This window comes from Rhodoferax sp. (assembly GCF_010365055.1).
In the GTDB taxonomy this organism is placed as follows: Bacteria; Pseudomonadota; Gammaproteobacteria; order Burkholderiales; family Burkholderiaceae_C; genus Rhodoferax.
Window position 1 is genome coordinate 57831 of sequence record NZ_JAAFHA010000012.1, and the last position, 18241, is coordinate 76071.

General features: G+C 62.7%; 14 protein-coding genes and 1 riboswitch. Of the genes, 8 read left to right on the forward strand and 6 right to left on the reverse strand.

All coding sequences use genetic code 11. The features are described 5' to 3' along the window. The first annotated feature begins 519 nt into the window (after positions 1-519). Together GZ093_RS05100 and GZ093_RS05105 are read left to right on the forward strand one after the other, a co-directional pair. A complete protein-coding gene (locus tag GZ093_RS05100) occupies positions 520-1620 on the forward strand; it encodes a calcium/sodium antiporter (RefSeq protein WP_296482967.1) in 1101 nt (366 codons plus the stop codon). 8 nt (positions 1621-1628) lie between these two features. After that, positions 1629-1700, forward strand: a riboswitch (S-adenosyl-L-homocysteine riboswitch). A gap of 126 nt (positions 1701-1826) precedes the next feature. Continuing rightward, complete coding sequence (locus GZ093_RS05105; protein WP_296482970.1) at positions 1827-4781, forward strand: vitamin B12 dependent-methionine synthase activation domain-containing protein; 2955 nt, start codon at positions 1827-1829, stop codon at positions 4779-4781. Between the two features lie 3 nt (positions 4782-4784). On the opposite strand, the gene GZ093_RS05110 is transcribed toward GZ093_RS05105, so the two are convergent. The 4 genes from GZ093_RS05110 to GZ093_RS05125 all read right to left on the reverse strand — a co-directional run bounded on the left by GZ093_RS05110 (position 4785) and on the right by GZ093_RS05125 (position 8456). Further along, positions 4785-5501, reverse strand: coding sequence for a hypothetical protein (locus tag GZ093_RS05110; RefSeq protein ID WP_296482973.1), 717 nt, complete (start codon positions 5499-5501; stop codon positions 4785-4787). Further along, positions 5395-5997: an MFS transporter gene (locus GZ093_RS05115; protein ID WP_296482976.1), complete on the reverse strand. Its 603-nt coding sequence runs from the start codon at positions 5995-5997 to the stop codon at positions 5395-5397. Before GZ093_RS05115 ends, GZ093_RS05110 begins: the two co-directional genes overlap by 107 nt. A 113-nt stretch (positions 5998-6110) precedes the next feature. Then, complete coding sequence (locus GZ093_RS05120) at positions 6111-6875, reverse strand: ParA family protein (RefSeq protein ID WP_296482979.1); 765 nt, start codon at positions 6873-6875, stop codon at positions 6111-6113. A 45-nt stretch (positions 6876-6920) separates the two neighbouring features. Beyond that, positions 6921-8456, reverse strand: a complete 1536-nt coding sequence (locus GZ093_RS05125; RefSeq protein ID WP_296482981.1) for a YifB family Mg chelatase-like AAA ATPase — start codon at positions 8454-8456, stop codon at positions 6921-6923. Between the two features lie 256 nt (positions 8457-8712). On the opposite strand from GZ093_RS05125, the gene glnK reads away from it, so the two are divergent. The 3 genes from glnK to GZ093_RS05140 all read left to right on the forward strand — a co-directional run bounded on the left by glnK (position 8713) and on the right by GZ093_RS05140 (position 11940). Continuing rightward, positions 8713-9051 (forward strand): P-II family nitrogen regulator, encoded by a 339-nt coding sequence (glnK, locus tag GZ093_RS05130; protein WP_296482984.1) that lies wholly within the window; start codon positions 8713-8715, stop codon positions 9049-9051. Positions 9052-9085: 34 nt separating this feature from the next. Then, the gene (amt, locus tag GZ093_RS05135) at positions 9086-10639 is read left to right on the forward strand and encodes an ammonium transporter (protein WP_296482989.1); all 1554 of its coding nucleotides are present in this window, start codon (positions 9086-9088) and stop codon (positions 10637-10639) included. Positions 10640-11067: 428 nt separating this feature from the next. After that, entirely contained in the window at positions 11068-11940 is an 873-nt protein-coding gene (locus tag GZ093_RS05140; protein ID WP_296482991.1) for an FmdE family protein, read from the forward strand. A 189-nt stretch (positions 11941-12129) separates the two neighbouring features. Here the strand turns inward: GZ093_RS05140 and GZ093_RS05145 are convergent, their stop codons facing one another. Both GZ093_RS05145 and GZ093_RS05150 read right to left on the reverse strand, forming a co-directional pair. Further along, the gene (locus tag GZ093_RS05145; RefSeq protein ID WP_296482994.1) at positions 12130-13743 is read right to left on the reverse strand and encodes a tetratricopeptide repeat-containing response regulator; all 1614 of its coding nucleotides are present in this window, start codon (positions 13741-13743) and stop codon (positions 12130-12132) included. 23 nt (positions 13744-13766) lie between these two features. After that, positions 13767-14459: a HAMP domain-containing sensor histidine kinase gene (locus tag GZ093_RS05150; protein ID WP_296482996.1), complete on the reverse strand. Its 693-nt coding sequence runs from the start codon at positions 14457-14459 to the stop codon at positions 13767-13769. Between the two features lie 121 nt (positions 14460-14580). Between GZ093_RS05150 and GZ093_RS05155 the strand changes: the two genes are divergently transcribed. From GZ093_RS05155 to glcF, 3 genes are read left to right on the forward strand one after another with little or no spacing between them, the layout of a single operon-like run. Further along, positions 14581-15519 carry an SMP-30/gluconolactonase/LRE family protein gene (locus tag GZ093_RS05155; RefSeq protein ID WP_296482998.1) on the forward strand — a complete coding sequence of 313 codons (939 nt, stop codon included), beginning with the start codon at positions 14581-14583 and terminating at the stop codon, positions 15517-15519. A gap of 50 nt (positions 15520-15569) precedes the next feature. After that, the gene (gene glcE, locus GZ093_RS05160) at positions 15570-16745 is read left to right on the forward strand and encodes a glycolate oxidase subunit GlcE (protein ID WP_296483001.1); all 1176 of its coding nucleotides are present in this window, start codon (positions 15570-15572) and stop codon (positions 16743-16745) included. Continuing rightward, positions 16723-17997: a glycolate oxidase subunit GlcF gene (gene glcF / locus GZ093_RS05165; RefSeq protein ID WP_296483004.1), complete on the forward strand. Its 1275-nt coding sequence runs from the start codon at positions 16723-16725 to the stop codon at positions 17995-17997. Before glcE ends, glcF begins: the two co-directional genes overlap by 23 nt. Positions 17998-18241: the final 244 nt, after the last annotated feature.

The following is an 18241-nucleotide window of genomic DNA, read 5'->3' on the forward strand; positions in this document are numbered from 1 at the left end:
TCAGGGCAGGTGCCGCCCCAGTTTGCCGGGGTTAGCGCCAAGTTCCGGTCGGCGGCTCATCGCGTCAGCTGGGTTGACCCAGCGGGCCTCGGCAAGAGTCTGGCGCGGTCGGGTCAAAAAAATTCTGTATTTTTCCTCTGCAGGCGAATCCTGGCTGATGCACTGCGAGCAGCGACGGCTCGGGCAGCGCCAGTTTCTGCATTAATGTTTTACTACGCTATTGGTAGCGAATTGCGCAGTCATGACGGGGGTTAGAGGGCTTTTTGATCTGTAATCTTTTGAGCTTGGCCTGCGCTCAATAATTCCATCAAACCATTTTTTCAACGGGCTGCCAGGGTCATCGCAGCCGTCGGCATTCGCTTGGGTTGGCATGTTGCCGGTCCAGACCTGATGACGCGGCATTGCGGCTGGCCCCAAGCCCGGTGCTAACATCTTTACGACGGTGGGCCGTGGACGCCGCCATGGGCCACCCCAGCCCGGCGTTGGCGCAAAAAGTTGGTCCCCAATTGCAATATTCTTATGACACTTCTGATGTTTGTCGCGGGCCTGCTCACGCTGCTGCTGGGCGCTGACCTGCTGGTGCGCGGCGCCTCCAAACTGGCGCTGGCGCTGGGCATTTCTCCGCTGGTGGTAGGCCTCACCGTGGTGTCTTTTGGCACCAGCGCGCCCGAAGTGGCGGTGTCCATCGGGGCGGTGCTGGAGGGCAAGACCGACCTGGCGCTGGGCAACGCCATTGGCAGCAATATCTTCAACGTGCTATTCATCCTGGGCGTGTCGGCGCTGATCACCCCGTTGGTGGTCAATATCCAGCTCATTCGCCAGGAGGTGCCGATCATGCTGGGCGCCAGCCTGCTGCTGCTTTTGTTTGCGCTTGACGGGCAACTCGGTCTGTCAGATGGCCTGCTGCTGCTGGGGCTGATGCTGGCCTACACCGTGTTTCTGGTGAGGCAGTCGCGCCGCCAGACCCGGGCCGCCCAGGATGAATACGCGGGTGAGTTTGTGCCCGCCAAGACCGGCAGCTGGCTGGAGCGCATGCCGGCTCAGTTGCTGTTGATCGCGCTGGGCCTGGGCTTGCTGGTGCTGGGTTCTGACTGGCTGGTGCAGGCCTCGGTGGTGTTTGCCAAGGCGTTGGGCGTGAGCGACCTGGTGATTGGCCTGACCATTGTGTCGGCCGGCACCTCCATGCCCGAAGTGGCGACCTCGGTGATGGCGGCGATCAAGGGCGAGCGCGACATCGCCGTGGGCAACGTGGTGGGCAGCAACACCTTCAATATTTTGGGCAGCCTGGGGATTGCCGGTGTGGTCAACGCGGCATTGGGAAACGCGGGTCTTGACGTGCCTGCCGCTGCGATAAATTTTGATCTGTGGGTGATGAGCGCCGTGGCGCTGGCCTGCGTGCCCGTGTTCATGACGGGGCGCGAGATTGCGCGTTGGGAAGGGGCTGTATTTTTGGCCTATTACGTCGCCTATGTGGCGTACCTGGTGCTCGCCGCCCAGCAGCATGCGGCACTGAGCGCGTTTTCAGGCGTGATGCTGAGCTTCGTGCTGCCGCTCACGGTGATCACCCTGGTGGTGCTGGGGATGCGCAAGCCGCCAGCGGCTGACGCGAACAACCCGTAAAATCACCGGCTTCCAAGGAGCGTTGCAGTCGGCCACATGGCCGGTCAGGCTTGGATACCTCACAACGACGCTCACCTGATCATTGATTTTTATTTCGTTTCAAATCAGAGTGAGATTAGGCGACCCGACGCAGACAGTGCGAATGCACGGCAAGGAGGGTCAACGACATATCGCTTTGATTTGAAGTGAAATCACAGGTGAGTTGCATGTCTGAAACCCTAGTTCCCCCCATGAAATTGTCCGGCCTGGAGCCGTTGACCATTGGCGCTGCGCCGTCTGCGGATGACAGCGCCCCAAGTGCCACGTTTGTGAACATCGGCGAGCGCACCAACGTGACCGGCTCCAAGGCCTTTGCCCGCATGATTCTCAACGGCGAGTTTGACCAGGCCCTGAGTGTGGCGCGCCAGCAGGTCGAAAACGGCGCCCAGATCATCGACATCAACATGGACGAGGCCATGCTTGACAGTCAGGCGGCCATGGTGCGTTTTCTCAATTTGATAGCGTCCGAGCCAGATATCTCCAGGGTTCCGGTGATGATCGATTCGAGCAAGTGGAGCGTGATCGAGGCCGGCTTGCGCTGCGTGCAGGGCAAGGCGGTGGTCAACTCCATCAGCATGAAGGAGGGTGTGGACGCCTTCAAGCACCAGGCCAAGTTGCTGCGCCGCTACGGTGCCGCCGCCGTGGTGATGGCGTTTGACGAGCAGGGCCAAGCCGACACGTACGAGCGCAAGATCGGCATTTGCGAGCGCGCCTACCGCATCCTGGTCGATGAGGTGGGCTTTCCACCCGAAGACATCATTTTTGACCCCAACATCTTTGCCATTGCCACCGGCATTGAAGAGCACAACAACTACGCGGTCGATTTCATCAACGCCACGCGCTGGATCAAGCAGCATTTGCCCGGCGCCAAAGTCAGCGGCGGTGTCAGCAACGTGTCTTTCAGCTTCCGGGGCAACGACCCGGTGCGGGAAGCGATTCACACCGTGTTTCTGTACCACGCCATCAAGGCCGGCATGGACATGGGCATCGTCAACGCGGGCATGGTCGGCGTCTATGACGACCTCGAACCTGAGTTGCGCGAGCGGGTGGAAGACGTCGTGCTGAACCGCAGGCCGGATGCGGGTGAACGGCTGGTCGAGATTGCCGAAACGGCCAAGAGCGGCGCCAAGGACGAAAGCAAAAAACTGGAGTGGCGCGGCACGCCGGAGCAGCCGGTCGGCGTTGAACAGCGCCTGAGCCATGCCATGGTGCACGGCATCACCGACTTCATCGTGCTTGACACCGAAGAAGCCTACCAGGCCATCATCGCCAAGGGCGGGCGGCCGCTGCATGTGATTGAAGGCCCATTGATGGCGGGCATGAGCATCGTCGGCGACCTGTTTGGCCAGGGCAAGATGTTTTTGCCGCAGGTGGTCAAGAGCGCGCGCGTGATGAAGTCCGCCGTGGCGCACTTGATTCCGTACATTGAAGAAGAAAAGCGGCTCGACGAGGCGGCTGGCCGCGATGTCGCCACCAAGGGCAAGATCATCATCGCCACCGTCAAGGGTGACGTGCATGACATCGGGAAAAACATCGTCACCGTGGTGCTGCAATGCAACAACTTTGACGTGGTCAACATGGGCGTGATGGTGCCGTGCCACGAGATTCTGGCGCGGGCCAAGGTCGAGGGCGCGGACATCATTGGCCTGTCGGGACTGATCACGCCCAGCCTGGAAGAAATGCAGTACGTGGCCGGCGAGATGCAGAAGGACGATTACTTCCGCATCCAAAAAATCCCGCTGCTGATTGGCGGCGCCACCACCAGCCGGGTCCACACGGCCGTCAAGGTGGCGCCCCACTACGAGGGCCCGGTGGTCTATGTGCCCGATGCCTCGCGCAGCGTGGGCGTGGTGCAAAACCTGCTCGGCGACCAGGCCGATGCTTTTGTCACCGACCTCGATGCCGACTACGCGCGGGTGCGCCAGCAGCACGCCAACAAGAAGCAGATTCCGCTGTGGCCGCTGGCCAAGGCCCGCGCCAACAAGTGGCTGCCAACCCCCGTTCGCCCTGAGCTGCCTGTCCTGAGCGCGGTGGAAGGGGTCGAAGGGCTTAAGGCTTCGACAGGCTCAGCCCGAACGGAAATGGCGTGGCAAGACTACACCCCGACCACGCCGAAGTTCATTGGCCGGCGCGTCTTCAAGAACTTCGACCTGGGCGAGATTGCCCGGTACATCGACTGGGGCCCGTTCTTCCAGACCTGGGACCTGGCGGGGCCGTTCCCGGCGATTCTGGACGATGAGGTCGTGGGCGTGGAAGCCAGGAAGGTTTATGCCGACGGCCAGGCGATGCTGAAGAAAATCATCGAAGGTCGCTGGCTCACCGCCAATGGCGTGCTGGGCCTGTACCCCGCCAACACGGTCAACGACGACGACATTGCGCTGTACACCGACGAGTCCCGCAGCACCGTGGCCATGACCTGGTACGGCCTGCGCCAGCAAGCGGCGAAGGAAGAAATCGACGGTGTGATGCGCCCGAGCCGCTGCCTGGCGGACTTTGTGGCACCCAAAATAACTACAGAAAACGTAGCGGCTAACGCAGATATGACGGGGGCTACAGGCCAAAAAGGCTTAAATATGCCAGGGAATACCGGGGCCGTGATTCCCGCGCCAGCGAGCATCCACGACTACATCGGCGTCTTCGCTGTGACGGCGGGTATCGGCATCGAGAAGAAAGAAGCGCAGTTTCTGGCCGCGCACGACGACTACAGCGCCATCCTGCTCAAGTCACTGGCCGACCGGCTGGCCGAAGCCTTTGCCGAGTGTCTGCACAAAAAAGTTCGCACCGACCTGTGGGGTTATGCGCCGGATGAAGCCCTGCCCGCCACCGACCTGATCGCCGAGAAATACGCCGGCATCCGCCCGGCGCCGGGCTACCCGGCCTGCCCGGACCACAGCGTGAAAAAAGACATGTTCGAGTTGTTGCAGTGCGGTGACATTGGCATGGGCGTGACCGAGAGTCTGGCCATGACGCCAGCCGCCAGCGTCAGTGGCTTCTACATCGGCCACCCGGACAGCACCTATTTCAGTGTCGGCAAGATCGGCGACGACCAGCTCAAGGACCTGGCGCTGCGCCGGGGCATGAACGAGCAGGCGCTGCAGCGGCTGTTGGCACCCAATCTGTGATTCTTAGCGCGAGCGCAGCGCCAACTGCTGCGCCAGCATCAAGGCGCCCACCCCGACCACGCTGAGCGCGAGCAATAGCCACAGGCCGTGGGTGTAGCCCGCCTGCGCCGTCCACAACAAACCCAGCAGCACAGGCGCGGCCGCGCGCGCCAGCGCCAGCGGCAGGCCCAGCGCGCCATTGAGCGTGGCCACATGGTCACGGTTCACGTACTGCGCGATGGCCGTCCCTTTCACAATCGTCAGCATGCCGTTGCCCAGACCATAGAGCAGCACAAACAGCAGCACGGCCCCCACCTGCCCGTCAGCGGACAGGGGCGCTGCCAGCAAGGCCAGCAGCCCGAGCGGAATCAGGCACGGAATCAGCCGGTTCGCCAGATGCGGGTCGACGTGATGCTCAAAAAAATACAGCAGCAGCCGACCCAGGACCTGAATGACACCGATGCCGGCCGGAATGGCGATGACCCAGACCTCGCGCAAGCCGTTCTCGCGCAGCAGATTCACCATGTGCGCAGGCAGCGCCACCGTGACCGCCATCAGCAGCACGACAAACACGCCAATCAGCAAAAACGGGGCACTGAAAATGAAATCGGACACGCCTTTGACCGCCTGCGGGTCAGCGGCGGCCACGCGGGGCACCGGACGCGGCGCCCCGCGCAGCGCCAGCGCCGTGCAGCGGCGCACACACCAGCAGATGCAGCGCCGCCAGGGCGATGAACGCATGGCGCCAGCCCCATAGTGCCATCAGCCAGGCTGTCAGCGGGATGAACACGGTGCTGGCCAGGCCACCCAAAAAAGTCATGAGGATGATGGCGCGGCGAAAATCGTTGGGGAAGCGGCGCGTCACCACGGCAAAGGCGGGCGCATACAAAATGGCCGCCATCGCCGCACCCAGCCCGGCCCACACCGCATAAAACCCGACCATGCCGGTGACATTGCCCTGCAGCAGCAGGCAAACACCGGCCAGCACCGAGCCACCCGTCATGACAAGGCGCTCATGGCCCCGGTCAATCCAGCGGCCCACCGGGTACGCCAGCAAGCCCTCGACCAGCAAGGCCAGGCTGAACGCCAGCGACGACTCGGCCCGGCTCAAACCCAGCTCACGCTCCACCGGCGCCATGACCAGGGCAAAGGTGTAGAAGATGCTGCCCCAGCTGATCAACTGCGCCAGCGACAGCCAGCCGACCAGGCGCAGGTTGATGGGGGGCGGCACAGGCATGGATTGGTCAGGTTTTTAAGCCAAATCGGACACTAGCCCGCGTCGAATAAGCGCAGGCAGCTATTAATTCAGGACTTGTTAAGGTTGAGGCAATGTGCTTGGCTGCGCGCCAGCTACAAGAGCGCGTCGTGCAGGGCCACGTATTCGTGCGTGAGCTTGTGGCTGGGGTCCAGAAAGATCATCGGCAGGGACTGCTCGTGCGACTCCCGAATTTTGACCGAGGAACTCAGGTAGGGCTGCAGCACCGGCAGGCCCTCGTCGATCAGCTCCTGCACCAGGCGCTGCGGCAGGTTGGCGCGCGGCTGAAACTGGTTCACGATGATGCCCTCGACCTGCAGGTCGGCGTTGTGGTCGGCCTTGATCTCCGCCACGTTCTCCAGCAGCGTGTAAAGCGCCCGGCGCGAAAAATCATCGCAATCAAACGGAATCAGGCAACCCTGCGCCGCCATCAGGGCCGAGCGGGTGTAGAAGTTCAGCGCCGGCGGCGTGTCGATGTAGATCTGGTCGTAGTCGTCGGCCAAAGCGACAAGCGCGTCGCGCAGCTTGTAAATCTTGTGGCGCGACTCCAGCTTGCCATGCAGTTCATCGAGCAGCGGGTTGGAGGGCATCAGGTCCAGCCCCTCCCAGGGGGTGTTGACGATGAAGTCGCCCGGCGGCTTGTCGCGAATGGTGAATTTCAGGCTCTGCTCAAAGAACTCCGCCACATTGGGCAGATCTTCCGGGGCATCGGCGCCCAGCAGGTAGCGGGTGGAATTGCCCTGCGAGTCCAGGTCAATCACCAGTGTGCGCAAACCCTGCCAGGCGCTGATGGCCGCCAGATTGCAGGTGATGGTGGACTTGCCGACGCCACCTTTTTGATTGAACACGACGTGCTGCATGACGGGCGCCAGTTGGAGTTGTGATGGCCCCGATTTTACGTGCTGCTAAGCCGCCCGCAGCGCACGCCGGTACTGCATGGCCTCGGCCACGTGCGTCACCTGGGTGGTGCGGGCTCCGGCCAGGTCGGCAATGGTGCGCGCCACTTTCAACGCCCGGTGCGTGCTGCGGGCCGACCAGCCCAGGCGCGCGGCGGCGATGTTGAGGAACTTGACGGCGGCCTCGTCGAGCAACAGGTACTGGTCTATTTCCTTGCCCTGCAGTGCTTGATTGCTCTTGCCCTGGCGTGTTATGGCGCGCTCGCGCGCGGCCGTGCAACGCGCGCGGATGTCGGCCGTGCTTTCACCGGCGCTCGCCTGCAACAAATCACCCGCTGGCAGGGCCGGCACGTCCACATGCAGGTCAATGCGGTCCACCAGCGGGCCGCTGAGCTTGCTCTGGTAGCGCGCCACCTGGTCGGGTGTGCAGCGACACACCTTTTGCTTTGATCCCAGGTAGCCGCAAGGGCAGGGATTCATGGCGCCAATCAGCTGAAAGCGGGCCGGAAACTCGGCGCGCCGCGCCGCGCGTGAAATGGTGATTGAGCCCGACTCCAGTGGCTCGCGCAGCGCTTCCAGCGCGGCACGCGGGAACTCGGGCAGTTCATCGAGGAACAGCACGCCATGGTGCGCCAGCGAAATTTCGCCCGGCCGCGGCGGCGAACCGCCCCCTACCAGTGCCACCGCGCTGGCGGTGTGGTGTGGGCTGCAGGTGGGCCGCTGGGCCCACTTGTCCAGTGAAAAGCGCCCACCCAAACTGGCGACCGCCGCGCTTTGCAGCGCTTCGTCGGTCGTCATGGCCGGCAGCAGGCCGGCAAAGCGGTGCGCCAGCATCGACTTGCCCGAGCCTGGTGGTCCCATCATCAGCAGGCTGTGGCCACCAGCCGCGGCAATCTCCAGCGCCCGTTTGGCGCCCAGTTGGCCCTTGACGTCGGCCAGGTCCAGGTAGCGGGCGAGCTCGCACCGAGGCGCGGCCGTGACCCGTGACCAACCGGCTGCTGGCTCCGCGGGCGGCGCAGCGGCGTCTTGCGGCAAGAAATGCTGCACCACGTCGAGCAGATGGCGGGCGCTGTAAACCTGGGCGTCGGGCACCAGCGCCGCTTCTTCGGCGCTGCCGGGCGGCAACACCAGTTGCGTCACCACCTGGCTGGCGTGCAAGGCCAGGCTCATGGCCAGCGCGCCGCGCACCGGGCGCAACTCGCCCGACAGCGACAACTCGCCGGCAAACTCATAGCCGGCCAAGCGGGCCGCGTCGATCTGGCCACTGGCGGCCAGAATGCCCAGCGCAATCGGCAGGTCGAAGCGGCCCGAGTCTTTCGGCAGATCGGCCGGCGCCAGATTGACCGTGATGCGCTTGTTGTGCGGAAACTCCAGTCCGGAGTTTTGAATGGCCGAGCGCACCCGCTCGCGCGCCTCTTTCACCTCGACATCGGCCAAACCGACCAGCGTGAAGCTGGGCAGGCCATTGGCCAAATGCACCTCCACCGTGACGGCGGCGGCGTCCAGGCCCAGCAGCGCGCGACTTTGCACCAAAGACAGACTCATCACGATTCCTCTTCAAAAAGGGCTGGCGCGGATTGGTGCCGCCTCCACCATTTTTGCACCAAGTCGGTGCATACTGTTTATTTATACATTGATATTAGCGCAAAGCCGGTCCCTCTGCCATCGGTGGCAGCCGCCAGCAGCGCAGAAATGCTGGCATGAACTCTGCTTAAGACTCTTGTGTGTCAACTTAATCGGAGAAGCTGATGAAACTGAATTCACTGAGCCCCCTTCACTCATTTCATGCCAAGGAGCCATCATGAAACTTGTTACCGCCATCATCAAACCCTTCAAACTCGATGAAGTGCGCGAAGCACTGTCCAGCATCGGCGTGCAGGGCATCACCGTGACCGAAGTCAAAGGCTTTGGGCGGCAAAAGGGCCACACCGAGCTCTACCGCGGGGCCGAGTACGTGGTCGACTTTTTACCCAAGGTCAAGATTGAAGCGGCCGTGTCCGACGAACTGGTCGAGCGCGTGATCGAAGCCGTGGAGGGCGCTGCCCGCACCGGCAAGATTGGCGACGGCAAGATATTTGTCTATGACGTTGAACAAGTCATCCGCATCCGCACCGGCGAGACCGGTAAAGAAGCCCTGTAAGCGCCTCGCTCCACCCTGATTGACGAGAACTACCATGAAAAAACTATTGCTATCCCTTGCCCTGGGTCTAAGTCTGTTGGTCGGCAGCACCGCCGCACTGGCCCAAGCTCCGGCCGCCGAGCCCGCAGCAGCTGCCCCCGCCTCTTCCCCGGCAGAAGTCAAGCCCGATGAGGCTGCGCCACCGGCGGCCCTGGCCACCGCTGCTGCACCCGCAGCCACCCCGGAGGCCGCGCCTGCCGCCGCCCCGGCACCGGTTCCCAACAAGGGCGACACCGCCTGGATGATGGTGTCGACCCTGCTGGTGATCCTGATGACGGTGCCCGGCCTGGCGCTGTTTTACGGTGGCCTGGTGCGCTCCAAAAACATGCTCTCGGTGCTCATGCAGGTGATGGTCACCTTCTCGCTGATCGTGGTGCTGTGGTTCATCTATGGCTACAGCCTGGCCTTCACCGAGGGCAACGCGTTTGTCGGCGGGTTCGATCGGCTGTTCATGAAAGGCATCTGGGACAACGTGGCGGGCACTTTCGCCAACGGCGCCACCTTCAGCAAGGGCGTGGTCATTCCCGAGATCGTATTTGCCGCGTTCCAGGCCACCTTTGCCGGCATCACCGGTGCACTCATCGTCGGAGCCTTTGCCGAGCGCATGAAGTTCTCAGCCGTGCTCATGTTCATGGTGCTGTGGTTCACCTTCAGCTACGCCCCGATAGCCCACATGGTCTGGTTCTGGATGGGCCCGGACGCTTACGGCGCCAAAGACGTGGTCGATGCCATGAACGCCAAGGCCGGCTACATCTGGCAATCGGGCGCGCTGGACTTTGCCGGTGGCACCGTGGTGCACATCAATGCGGCGGTCGCCGGTCTGATCGGCGCCTACATGGTGGGCAAGCGCATCGGCTACGGCAAAGAATCCATGGCGCCACACAACCTGACGCTGACCATGGTGGGCGCCTCCTTGCTGTGGGTTGGCTGGTTCGGCTTTAACGCCGGCTCGGCCCTGGAAGCCAATGGCTTTGCCGCGCTGGCCTTCATCAACACCTTTGGCGCCACGGCGGCGGCGGTGCTGGCCTGGTCTATCGGTGAAGCGCTGATGCGCGGCAAGGCCTCCATCCTGGGCGCGGCCTCGGGTGCGGTGGCTGGTCTGGTGGCGATCACGCCGGCCGCCGGCAATGTCGGTGTCGGTGGTGCCCTGGTCATTGGCACGGTGGCCGGTTTTGCCTGCCTGTGGGGCGTCAATGGGCTCAAGAAGCTGCTCGGCGCCGACGACTCGCTCGACGTGTTTGGCGTGCACGGCGTCGGCGGTATTGTGGGTGCGCTGCTGACCGGCGTCTTCAACTCGCCAGCCCTGGGCGGCCCCGGCTATGTGGCCGACTGGGTGACTGCGACCATGGTGACCAGCGCGGACTACTCGATCGCTGCCCAAGTCTGGATTCAGGCCAAAGCGGTGTTGACCACCATTGTCTGGTCGGGCGTCGTGTCCTTCGCTGCCTACAAGATCGTCGACCTGACCATCGGTCTACGCGTCAGTGAAGAAGACGAGCGCGAAGGTCTCGACATCACTTCACACGGCGAGACCGCTTACAGCAAATAAGCCGGCTCACCTGGCAAGCCCACCCGAGTCTGAGGCTCGGGTGGGCTTTTTTGCGGGTCAAGGTTTTGCAGCCCGCGCCCGATTACGCCTCTGCAGATGTGGTGCCAGTTAGCGATGCTCCCATGTCGACATTGACATGCGCGGTTTGTCCCTTCGCAATGTGGCGATCAATTGAACCGGCAGCTACACCGGCAACTGACATTCGCGGTCGGACGTCCAAGGTTTGACGCTGCGCCTGAGTGTGATGCCTCGCCCCATGCGGTTGAGATTCCTCGTCGTTTGTTTTTTATCAAAACTGGAAACCACACTGACTCTTACGCTTGCTGTGTCATGGGTTGTTCGACATCCTCAAGTGCGTAGGGCGGCGGACCGTGACAGGGGCTTTTGGTTCGGCTGCGCACAGGCCGTGCAACTTGTAGGAGATTCTCATGACGATCAGAGGGCTGACTTTGGCCTTTTCGCTATTGGTAGCCGGCGCAAGCGCCTTGGCTGCCGAGCCCACCTACAAAGAAGGCGAAACGATCTTCGTTGAGACTGGGGTGGAGGCACCAGACCGCACCCCAACCTGGTATGCGTCCATCGTGGCCAAGCCCTATGCACCGGTGTTCGAGATGCTGGCCACTCAGGGTACGCAGGGGCGCTACTACCCCTATACCTACCCCGTTACGCTGAAGGACATGGTCCGGTTCCATGGCCATGATTGCGAGGGGACCACCACGGCAGCAAATTCGGCCTGGATGGCTTTCAAGATATTGTTCCCGGACGGCATCATCGATCGCAGCGTGCTGTGGGGCATCAGTGGCGAGTCGCCCTGCTGGTCCGACGCCGTGGCATTTCTCACCGGTGCGCGCCTGCAGTATGGCAACCTTGGGTTTTTCAAGGACAAGCGCTATAGCCATGCCGTCATCCTGTACCGCGAGGACACGAAGGTAGCCGTACTGGCGACGTGGAAGGAAGGCGTCAACAACATCCCTGGCGAGCCAGTGATGCTGCCCGGCAAGATCACCTGGCAGCCCAAAATCACAATGAAGGACGTCGAGGCGCTCAAAGCAGTGGTCAAGCTGGCAGGTGGCAATCCCACGCCCTACCAGGTGGACCTGATGCGCTACCAGCAGTGGGTACACATCAATGACATTCTTGATCGTCCTCTCCCCGAGAGTTACCAGGCTCAGGTGATTGAGAATTTCAAATGGGAAGACTGGATCGACCCGAGCAAGGTCATAGTCAAGCCGCATGAGCGCAGTGACACGCGCCTGAAAAACCACCCCTATCGAGGCCGTCCAGTGGAAGGGCCGCGGTGATCTTCACGCCTGTCAATGATTCGCGGTACCGCTGGTCAAATTCGCACTGGCGCCCGCAGGTAGGCCAACTGGTGCAACTGGGCTGCCAGGAAGCGGGCACTGGTCGACGGAAGAAAACGCCGCCTCCCGGTGAATCAAATTTCAAATGGCTATGTTGGCAATGGGAACTCAGCGACCGATCAATCAGCGCTAGTGTTCGTTCGTCAGACGGGCCAGCGCGAGCGCATAGGCACGGTATTTCTGGTTAGCCGGGTTCATTTCGCGCACGCGACCGAGCAGCTCTCTGGTTTCAAGAACCAAGTCCTCGGTCTTGCCGTCTTTTTGCATCAGGCCAATCAGCAAGCCGCACAGGTTCACGCTGATCACTTCGTTATGGGGCAGCTGCTGCGCGGCAGTTCTCAATAGTTTGACCGCTTGCTGGAAGTCGCCTTGCTTGGCCAGCGTGACGCCCTGGTTGTTGATGTCGATGACTTCATTGCGCGAGGCCTTGATGAGGGTCTGGCCCTCTTCTGCCATATTTTCGCCCTCAAAGACGGCGCCGATCTGCCTGGAGAGTTCGGCATCTTCATGGTTGTTTTTGACCAGCTCTTGCAGCAAACCGCACGCCTTGTCCTTGTTCCCCAGCTTGAACAGCGATGTGGCCACTTCCATCGTCAACTCGGGGCTCACCTTGTCGGCCAGCTGTTCCATCAGTCGCTCGGCATCCAGCATGGCCGCTTCGGCCTTCTGCACTTGCCCCATTTTCTGATAGACCCGGCTCTCGGCCGCCGCCGTTTGCAGGGCGGCTGCCGGGTTGTATCGGAAATCGGCCTTGCTGCGCTTGAGGATGTTCAGCGCTTCTTCTGGGGAGTCCTTGTCCGAGAAGACCCGAGCCAGCCGGGCGTAAACCGCCGGGTTCTTGTGCGGCGAAAATTCGCTGATCTTGATGGTCTTCTCGAACGCCGCTTGCGCCACATCGAGCGCGCCATTGCGGTAGGCCGTGTCGCCGAGGGTCTTTTGGCGAATCGGCGAGTTAGGTGACAGCCGCACCGCGTCCTGCAAGACTTGCTGGGCCTGCGCGCTGTCCCCCATCGCATCGAGGGTCTTGGCCAGCCAGTCGGCCGCCTCCATGTACATTCGGTTTTCTTGCAGCACCTGCTGAAACAATGGCACCGCACCGGCATAGTCCTGGCTGTAAAACAAGACCTTGCCCAGGCCGGTCTTGGCCCATGGGACACTGCGCAGTGCCAGCACCGAATCAAACAGCGCCCGCGCGGCCGGGTAGTCCCCAAGAGTCAGCAGCAAGTCGCTCTTGATGCGCAAGATTTCCTGGGGATTGACGGCGCGCGCCTGCAACTGCTGATCGCATAAGGCGATCGCGGCGCTGTAGTCTTGCGCCCGGATGGCGGCCTCGATCGCACCGAGCGACTGCTTGCGTGCGATCGATTTTTCAAGACGGCTTTGCAGCAACACCTGGTTGATCGGTTTGAGCAGATAGTCGTCGGGCTTGACCTCCGCCGCCCCCATCACCATGTCGGTGGTTTTTTCGGCCGTGACCATGACCCAGATGGTGGACACGCCGACAAAATTGCGCAGCTTGGCCTCCTCCAGCACCTGTTGCCCGTTGGCGCCAGGCCCGAGGTTGTAGTCACAAATAACAATGTCATATTTGTTGGCGCTGAGCTGTTTGATGGCCTCGTGGCCATTGCTGGCGGTGTCGATTCGGGTGACGCCCATGAGCCGGACGAAGTCCCGCAGCATGGTGCGCATGCCCTGAAAATCGTCAATGATCAAGGTGTTGGCTTGCGGGAGTGAAAAAGTCATGGTCGGGGCCTCGTCAAGGTGGGCTAGGGCAGTCGCACGACAAAACAGCCACCGCCATACGCGCCGCCGTTTTCTATCGTGAGCGAACCCTGCCGAGCGCCGTTTTTGTGCATCTGCGCCACTCGGGAAGAAAAATAAAACCCCAGGCCGGTGCTGCCGCTTGAAAAATTGACGCCCTTGTTGGCCGCCACACCGTCGCTTTGCAGCATGGTGTCGGGGTAACCCCGGCCGTTGTCTTCAACCCGCAGCTCAAGGAACCCGCCTTCAACGTGGGCGGCGATGCGAATCCTGTCAGTGGTGTAGCTGTAGGCGTTGTTCAGGGCGTTGAGCAAGATGCCGGTCACCAGGTCGCGGTCAAAATACCAGTAGCAGCCCTCGTCGCAATCCACGTCCATCGTGATGCCCTTGAATTCCATCGCCGAGCGGTTGTGCAGCAGGGCCTCATGGATCACATCGGCGACCGACTGTTCGGCAATGTCCACCGGGTAAATCGATTTGCCAAGCTTGTAGAGGCTGAGCAGCTGGATCAGGTTGGCGTTCATGCGGTGCGCCTGGTGGATGATCGGCCCCAGTGCCGCCAGGGTGTCGTTATCAAAGCGCGCCCGACAGGCGTCGGCGATGGTTTCCAGACCATTGACTTGAATATTCAGCGAATTCTTCATGTCGTGAATCGATGAAGCGATGAAATCAGTGAAGCTGATATCTTCAGTTGTCATAACGGCAGGACCCCGGTTCTTTGCTGCAAACGCGCTGGGAGATTCTAGGCGTCCATCAAGTCCGCCCGGCGCGACAGTGCACAATGGTCACCCGCAAAACCCACGACGAGACTCCTGGACTATGAGCTGGCAAACCATCACCCCGCAACCCTGCATCCTGGGCGAATCGCCGTTTTGGCACCCGCACGAACAGCGGCTGTACTGGGTCGATATTGCGGGCCGAAAGATCCTGCGCACCCAGCTTGGTCTGAGCCCGGTCGAGACCTGGGCCATGCCGAGCGAGCCCGGTTGCATCGCGCCCGCGGCCAGCGGCGGCCTGGTAATTGCGCTGCGCCATGGCGTGTTCCGCGCCCGCGAGTGGGGTGGGCCGCTGCAACACATCGCCACGCTCGACTACGACCCGCAGCAGCTGCGCGCCAATGACGGCAAGTGTGACGCGCTGGGGCGTTTCTGGATTGGCACGCTGGACGAGACCCGGGTGGCGCGCAATGCCGCGCTCTATTGTCTGGACTGCCGCGCGGGCGCCGCGCCGCAGATTCGGCGCCAGCTCGATCAAACCGTGCTGCCCGCCACCACCGCCAACGGCCTGGCCTGGAGCCCTGATGACCGCACCCTGTACTGGGCCGACACCCCCAGCCACACCATCCACGCCTGGGATTACGACCTGCCGCGCAACGGCCTGAGCGGGCATCGCACCTTTGCCCAGTTCGCGCCCAAGCCGCCTGGCTGGCAGTCTGACGGCGCGGCTGACAACGGCGGCTACCAGGGCCGACCGGATGGCGCTGCCGTCGACGTGCAGGGCAATTACTGGGTGGCCATGTACGAGGGCCGCCGCGTCTGCCAACTGGCGCCCGACGGCACCTTGCTGGCCGAGTTCGTCATCCCGGCGCAATGCCCGACCATGCCCTGCTTTGGTGGTGAGGACTTGCAGACGCTGTTTGTCACCACGGCGCGCCATGGCCGCGGTGCGGCCGAGTTGGCCCACTTTCCCGAGTCGGGCTGCGTGTTTGCCATGCGCGTCAGCGTCCCCGGCCTGCCGGTCAACTTCTTCGTCGACTAGCCCTTACCATCGGCACAACCTTCCAACGCGCCATCTCCGGCCTGCACCTTATGGACTTACTGCTGCATCAGATCACCGAGCGCATTCGCGCCGCTAGCGCCGAGCGCACCCCGCTGCGCATTCGCGCTGGCGGCAGCAAAGACTTCTATGGCCAGTCGCTGCAAGGCGAGTTGCTCGACCTCACGGGCTTGAGCGGCATCATCAGCTACGAGCCCAGCGAGCTGGTGGTCACGGTGCGCGCGGGCACGCCTTTGAGCGAACTGGAAGCCGCGCTGGCTGAAAAAGGCCAGTGCCTGGCTTTTGAGCCGCCCCACTTTGCGCAGCCTGGCGCCGGTCCAAGCGGTGCCACCGTCGGCGGCATGGTGGCCGCTGGCCTGAGCGGCCCGGCCCGTGCCAGTGTCGGTGGCGTGCGTGACTATGTGCTGGGCGTCAAACTGCTCAACGGCCGCGCCGAGTTGCTCACTTTTGGCGGCCAGGTGATCAAAAACGTGGCGGGCTACGACGTCTCGCGCCTGATGGTGGGCGCCCTGGGCACGCTCGGCGTGCTGACTGAAATCTCACTCAAAGTGCTGCCGGTGGCACCGTTTGAGGCCACTTTGATGGCGCGTGGCATCGGGCAGCAAGCCGCCCTTGATTTGCTGCAGCGCTGGGGCGGCCAGCCGCTGCCCTTGAACGCCAGTTGCTGGGTGCATGACGACAGCGTCAGCCCGGCGCAGGGCACCCTGTTTGTGCGCTTGCGCGGCGCCAGCGCGGCGGTCGCGGTGGCCTGCCCGCGCCTGCTGGCCGACCTGCAAGCCGCAGGCGGTGATTGCGCGCGCCTGGACAACGCGCAAGCCGGCCCCGACTGGGACGCCTGCCGCGACCAAACCCTGCCGTTCTTCAAGCCGCCCGCGCCCGACCTGGGTTTGTGGCGCCTGTCGCTGCCGCCCACCGCGCCCGCGCTGGCCTTGTCCTACGCGCCCCTGATCGAGTGGCATGGCGGCCTGCGCTGGCTCTGGGCGCCGCTCTCAAGCCAAGCGCAGCTGCGTCAGGCGGCGACCGATGTGGGTGGAAGCGCTCTGCTTTTCAGAGCGCCTGACGCAGATGGAGCGGTGGCTACAGCCCGTTTTCATCCCTTAACGCCGGTGCTGGCCCAGATCCACCAGCGCCTCAAGGCCGAGTTTGACCCGGCCGGTATCTTCAACCGTGGCCGGATGTACCCCGATGCAAACTCAACTCGCCCCTGAATACCAGGCCACGGCCGACGGTCTGGCTGCCGAAGCCATCCTGCGCAAGTGCGTGCACTGCGGTTTTTGCACCGCCACCTGCCCGACCTACCAGTTGCTCGGTGACGAGCTGGACGGTCCGCGTGGGCGCATCTACCTGATGAAACAGGTGCTTGAAGGCGCCACGCCGACGCGCAAGACGCAACTGCATCTGGACCGCTGCCTGACCTGCCGGAGTTGCGAAAGCACTTGCCCGAGCGGCGTGCAGTACGGCCATCTGCTCGACATCGGGCGCAAGCTGGTCGATGCCAAAGTGACCCGCCCGGCCGGTGAGCGAGCCCTGCGCTGGGCGCTCAAAGAAGGCCTGCCGTCACCGCTGTTCGCCCCCGCCATGGCGCTGGGCCAAATGGTGCGCCCCATCCTGCCTGCCGCCGTGCAAGCCAAGGTGCCGGCCAAACAGGGCGCGGGCGCTTGGCCCACGCGCGAACATGCGCGCCAGGTGCTGCTGCTGGCGGGCTGCGTGCAACCGGCCATGGCGCCCAACATCAACAACGCCACATCCCGCGTGCTGGACGCGGCGGGTGTCCAGTGCGTGATCGCGCCGAAAGCCGGTTGCTGTGGTGCGGTGAAATTTCACCTGAACGACCAGGATGGCGGCATGATGGAAATGCGCGCCAACATCGACGCCTGGTGGCCCTATCTGCAAGGCCACAACGGCCACGCCGGGGTCGAGGCCATCCTCATGAACGCCTCGGGCTGTGGCGTTACGGTCAAGGAATACGGCCATATCCTGCGGGATGACCCGGCCTATGCGGAGAAAGCCGCCCGCATCAGCGCCCTGACGCAGGACGTGAGCGAATGGCTGCCCGAGCTGAGCGAAAAATTGCGTGATCAAGTCTCACCGCAGGTGTCAAAACAGGCCGGCGCCATGGTGTTTCACCCGCCGTGCAGCCTGCAACACGGCCAGCAATTGCGCGGCGGCGTCGAGCGTTACCTGGGCGAGTTGGGCTTCAACATCAAAGTGACCGGCTTCGAGGCGCACCTGTGCTGCGGCTCGGCCGGCACTTATTCCGTGCTGAATCCGGATTTGTCCCATCAGTTGCTGGCGCGCAAGCTCGGTCACCTGAACACCACCTTTGGCGCGGCACCCCCCGATGTCATCGTCTCGGCCAACGTCGGCTGCATCACGCACCTGCAGAGCGGCACCGCCGTCCCGGTGCGCCACTGGATCGAAGTGCTGGACGCGGCGCTGCAGAAGTCACTGGAAAAATAACTATAGAAACAGGAGCTGCTTGCGCTTATTCCACGGGGGCTAGCGTGCTGTTTTCTATAAATTTTGGAGATCTAAAAAAAAGCAGGGCCCAACGGGCCCTGACTTCAATGCCTCACTGGCTGACTTTATTCAGCAACAGCGGCGGGTGTCGTCACAGGAGTGGTCGTTGTCAGACCCGTGCCCGGCGTGTGAATCCCTTTGGGTGTCCCCGCCCCGGCCGGGCCAGTGCGCAGCGTTGGGTCGG

Coding starts and splice junctions, on each gene's coding strand:
- GZ093_RS05100 (WP_296482967.1), top strand. CDS start 520: ATGACACTTCTGATGTTTGTCGCGGGCCTGCTCACGCTGCTGCTGGGC.
- GZ093_RS05105 (WP_296482970.1), top strand. CDS start 1,827: ATGTCTGAAACCCTAGTTCCCCCCATGAAATTGTCCGGCCTGGAGCCG.
- GZ093_RS05110 (WP_296482973.1), bottom strand. CDS start 5,501: ATGCGTTCATCGCCCTGGCGGCGCTGCATCTGCTGGTGTGTGCGCCGC.
- GZ093_RS05115 (WP_296482976.1), bottom strand. CDS start 5,997: ATGCCTGTGCCGCCCCCCATCAACCTGCGCCTGGTCGGCTGGCTGTCG.
- GZ093_RS05120 (WP_296482979.1), bottom strand. CDS start 6,875: ATGCAGCACGTCGTGTTCAATCAAAAAGGTGGCGTCGGCAAGTCCACC.
- GZ093_RS05125 (WP_296482981.1), bottom strand. CDS start 8,456: ATGAGTCTGTCTTTGGTGCAAAGTCGCGCGCTGCTGGGCCTGGACGCC.
- glnK (WP_296482984.1), top strand. CDS start 8,713: ATGAAACTTGTTACCGCCATCATCAAACCCTTCAAACTCGATGAAGTG.
- amt (WP_296482989.1), top strand. CDS start 9,086: ATGAAAAAACTATTGCTATCCCTTGCCCTGGGTCTAAGTCTGTTGGTC.
- GZ093_RS05140 (WP_296482991.1), top strand. CDS start 11,068: ATGACGATCAGAGGGCTGACTTTGGCCTTTTCGCTATTGGTAGCCGGC.
- GZ093_RS05145 (WP_296482994.1), bottom strand. CDS start 13,743: ATGACTTTTTCACTCCCGCAAGCCAACACCTTGATCATTGACGATTTT.
- GZ093_RS05150 (WP_296482996.1), bottom strand. CDS start 14,459: ATGACAACTGAAGATATCAGCTTCACTGATTTCATCGCTTCATCGATT.
- GZ093_RS05155 (WP_296482998.1), top strand. CDS start 14,581: ATGAGCTGGCAAACCATCACCCCGCAACCCTGCATCCTGGGCGAATCG.
- glcE (WP_296483001.1), top strand. CDS start 15,570: ATGGACTTACTGCTGCATCAGATCACCGAGCGCATTCGCGCCGCTAGC.
- glcF (WP_296483004.1), top strand. CDS start 16,723: ATGCAAACTCAACTCGCCCCTGAATACCAGGCCACGGCCGACGGTCTG.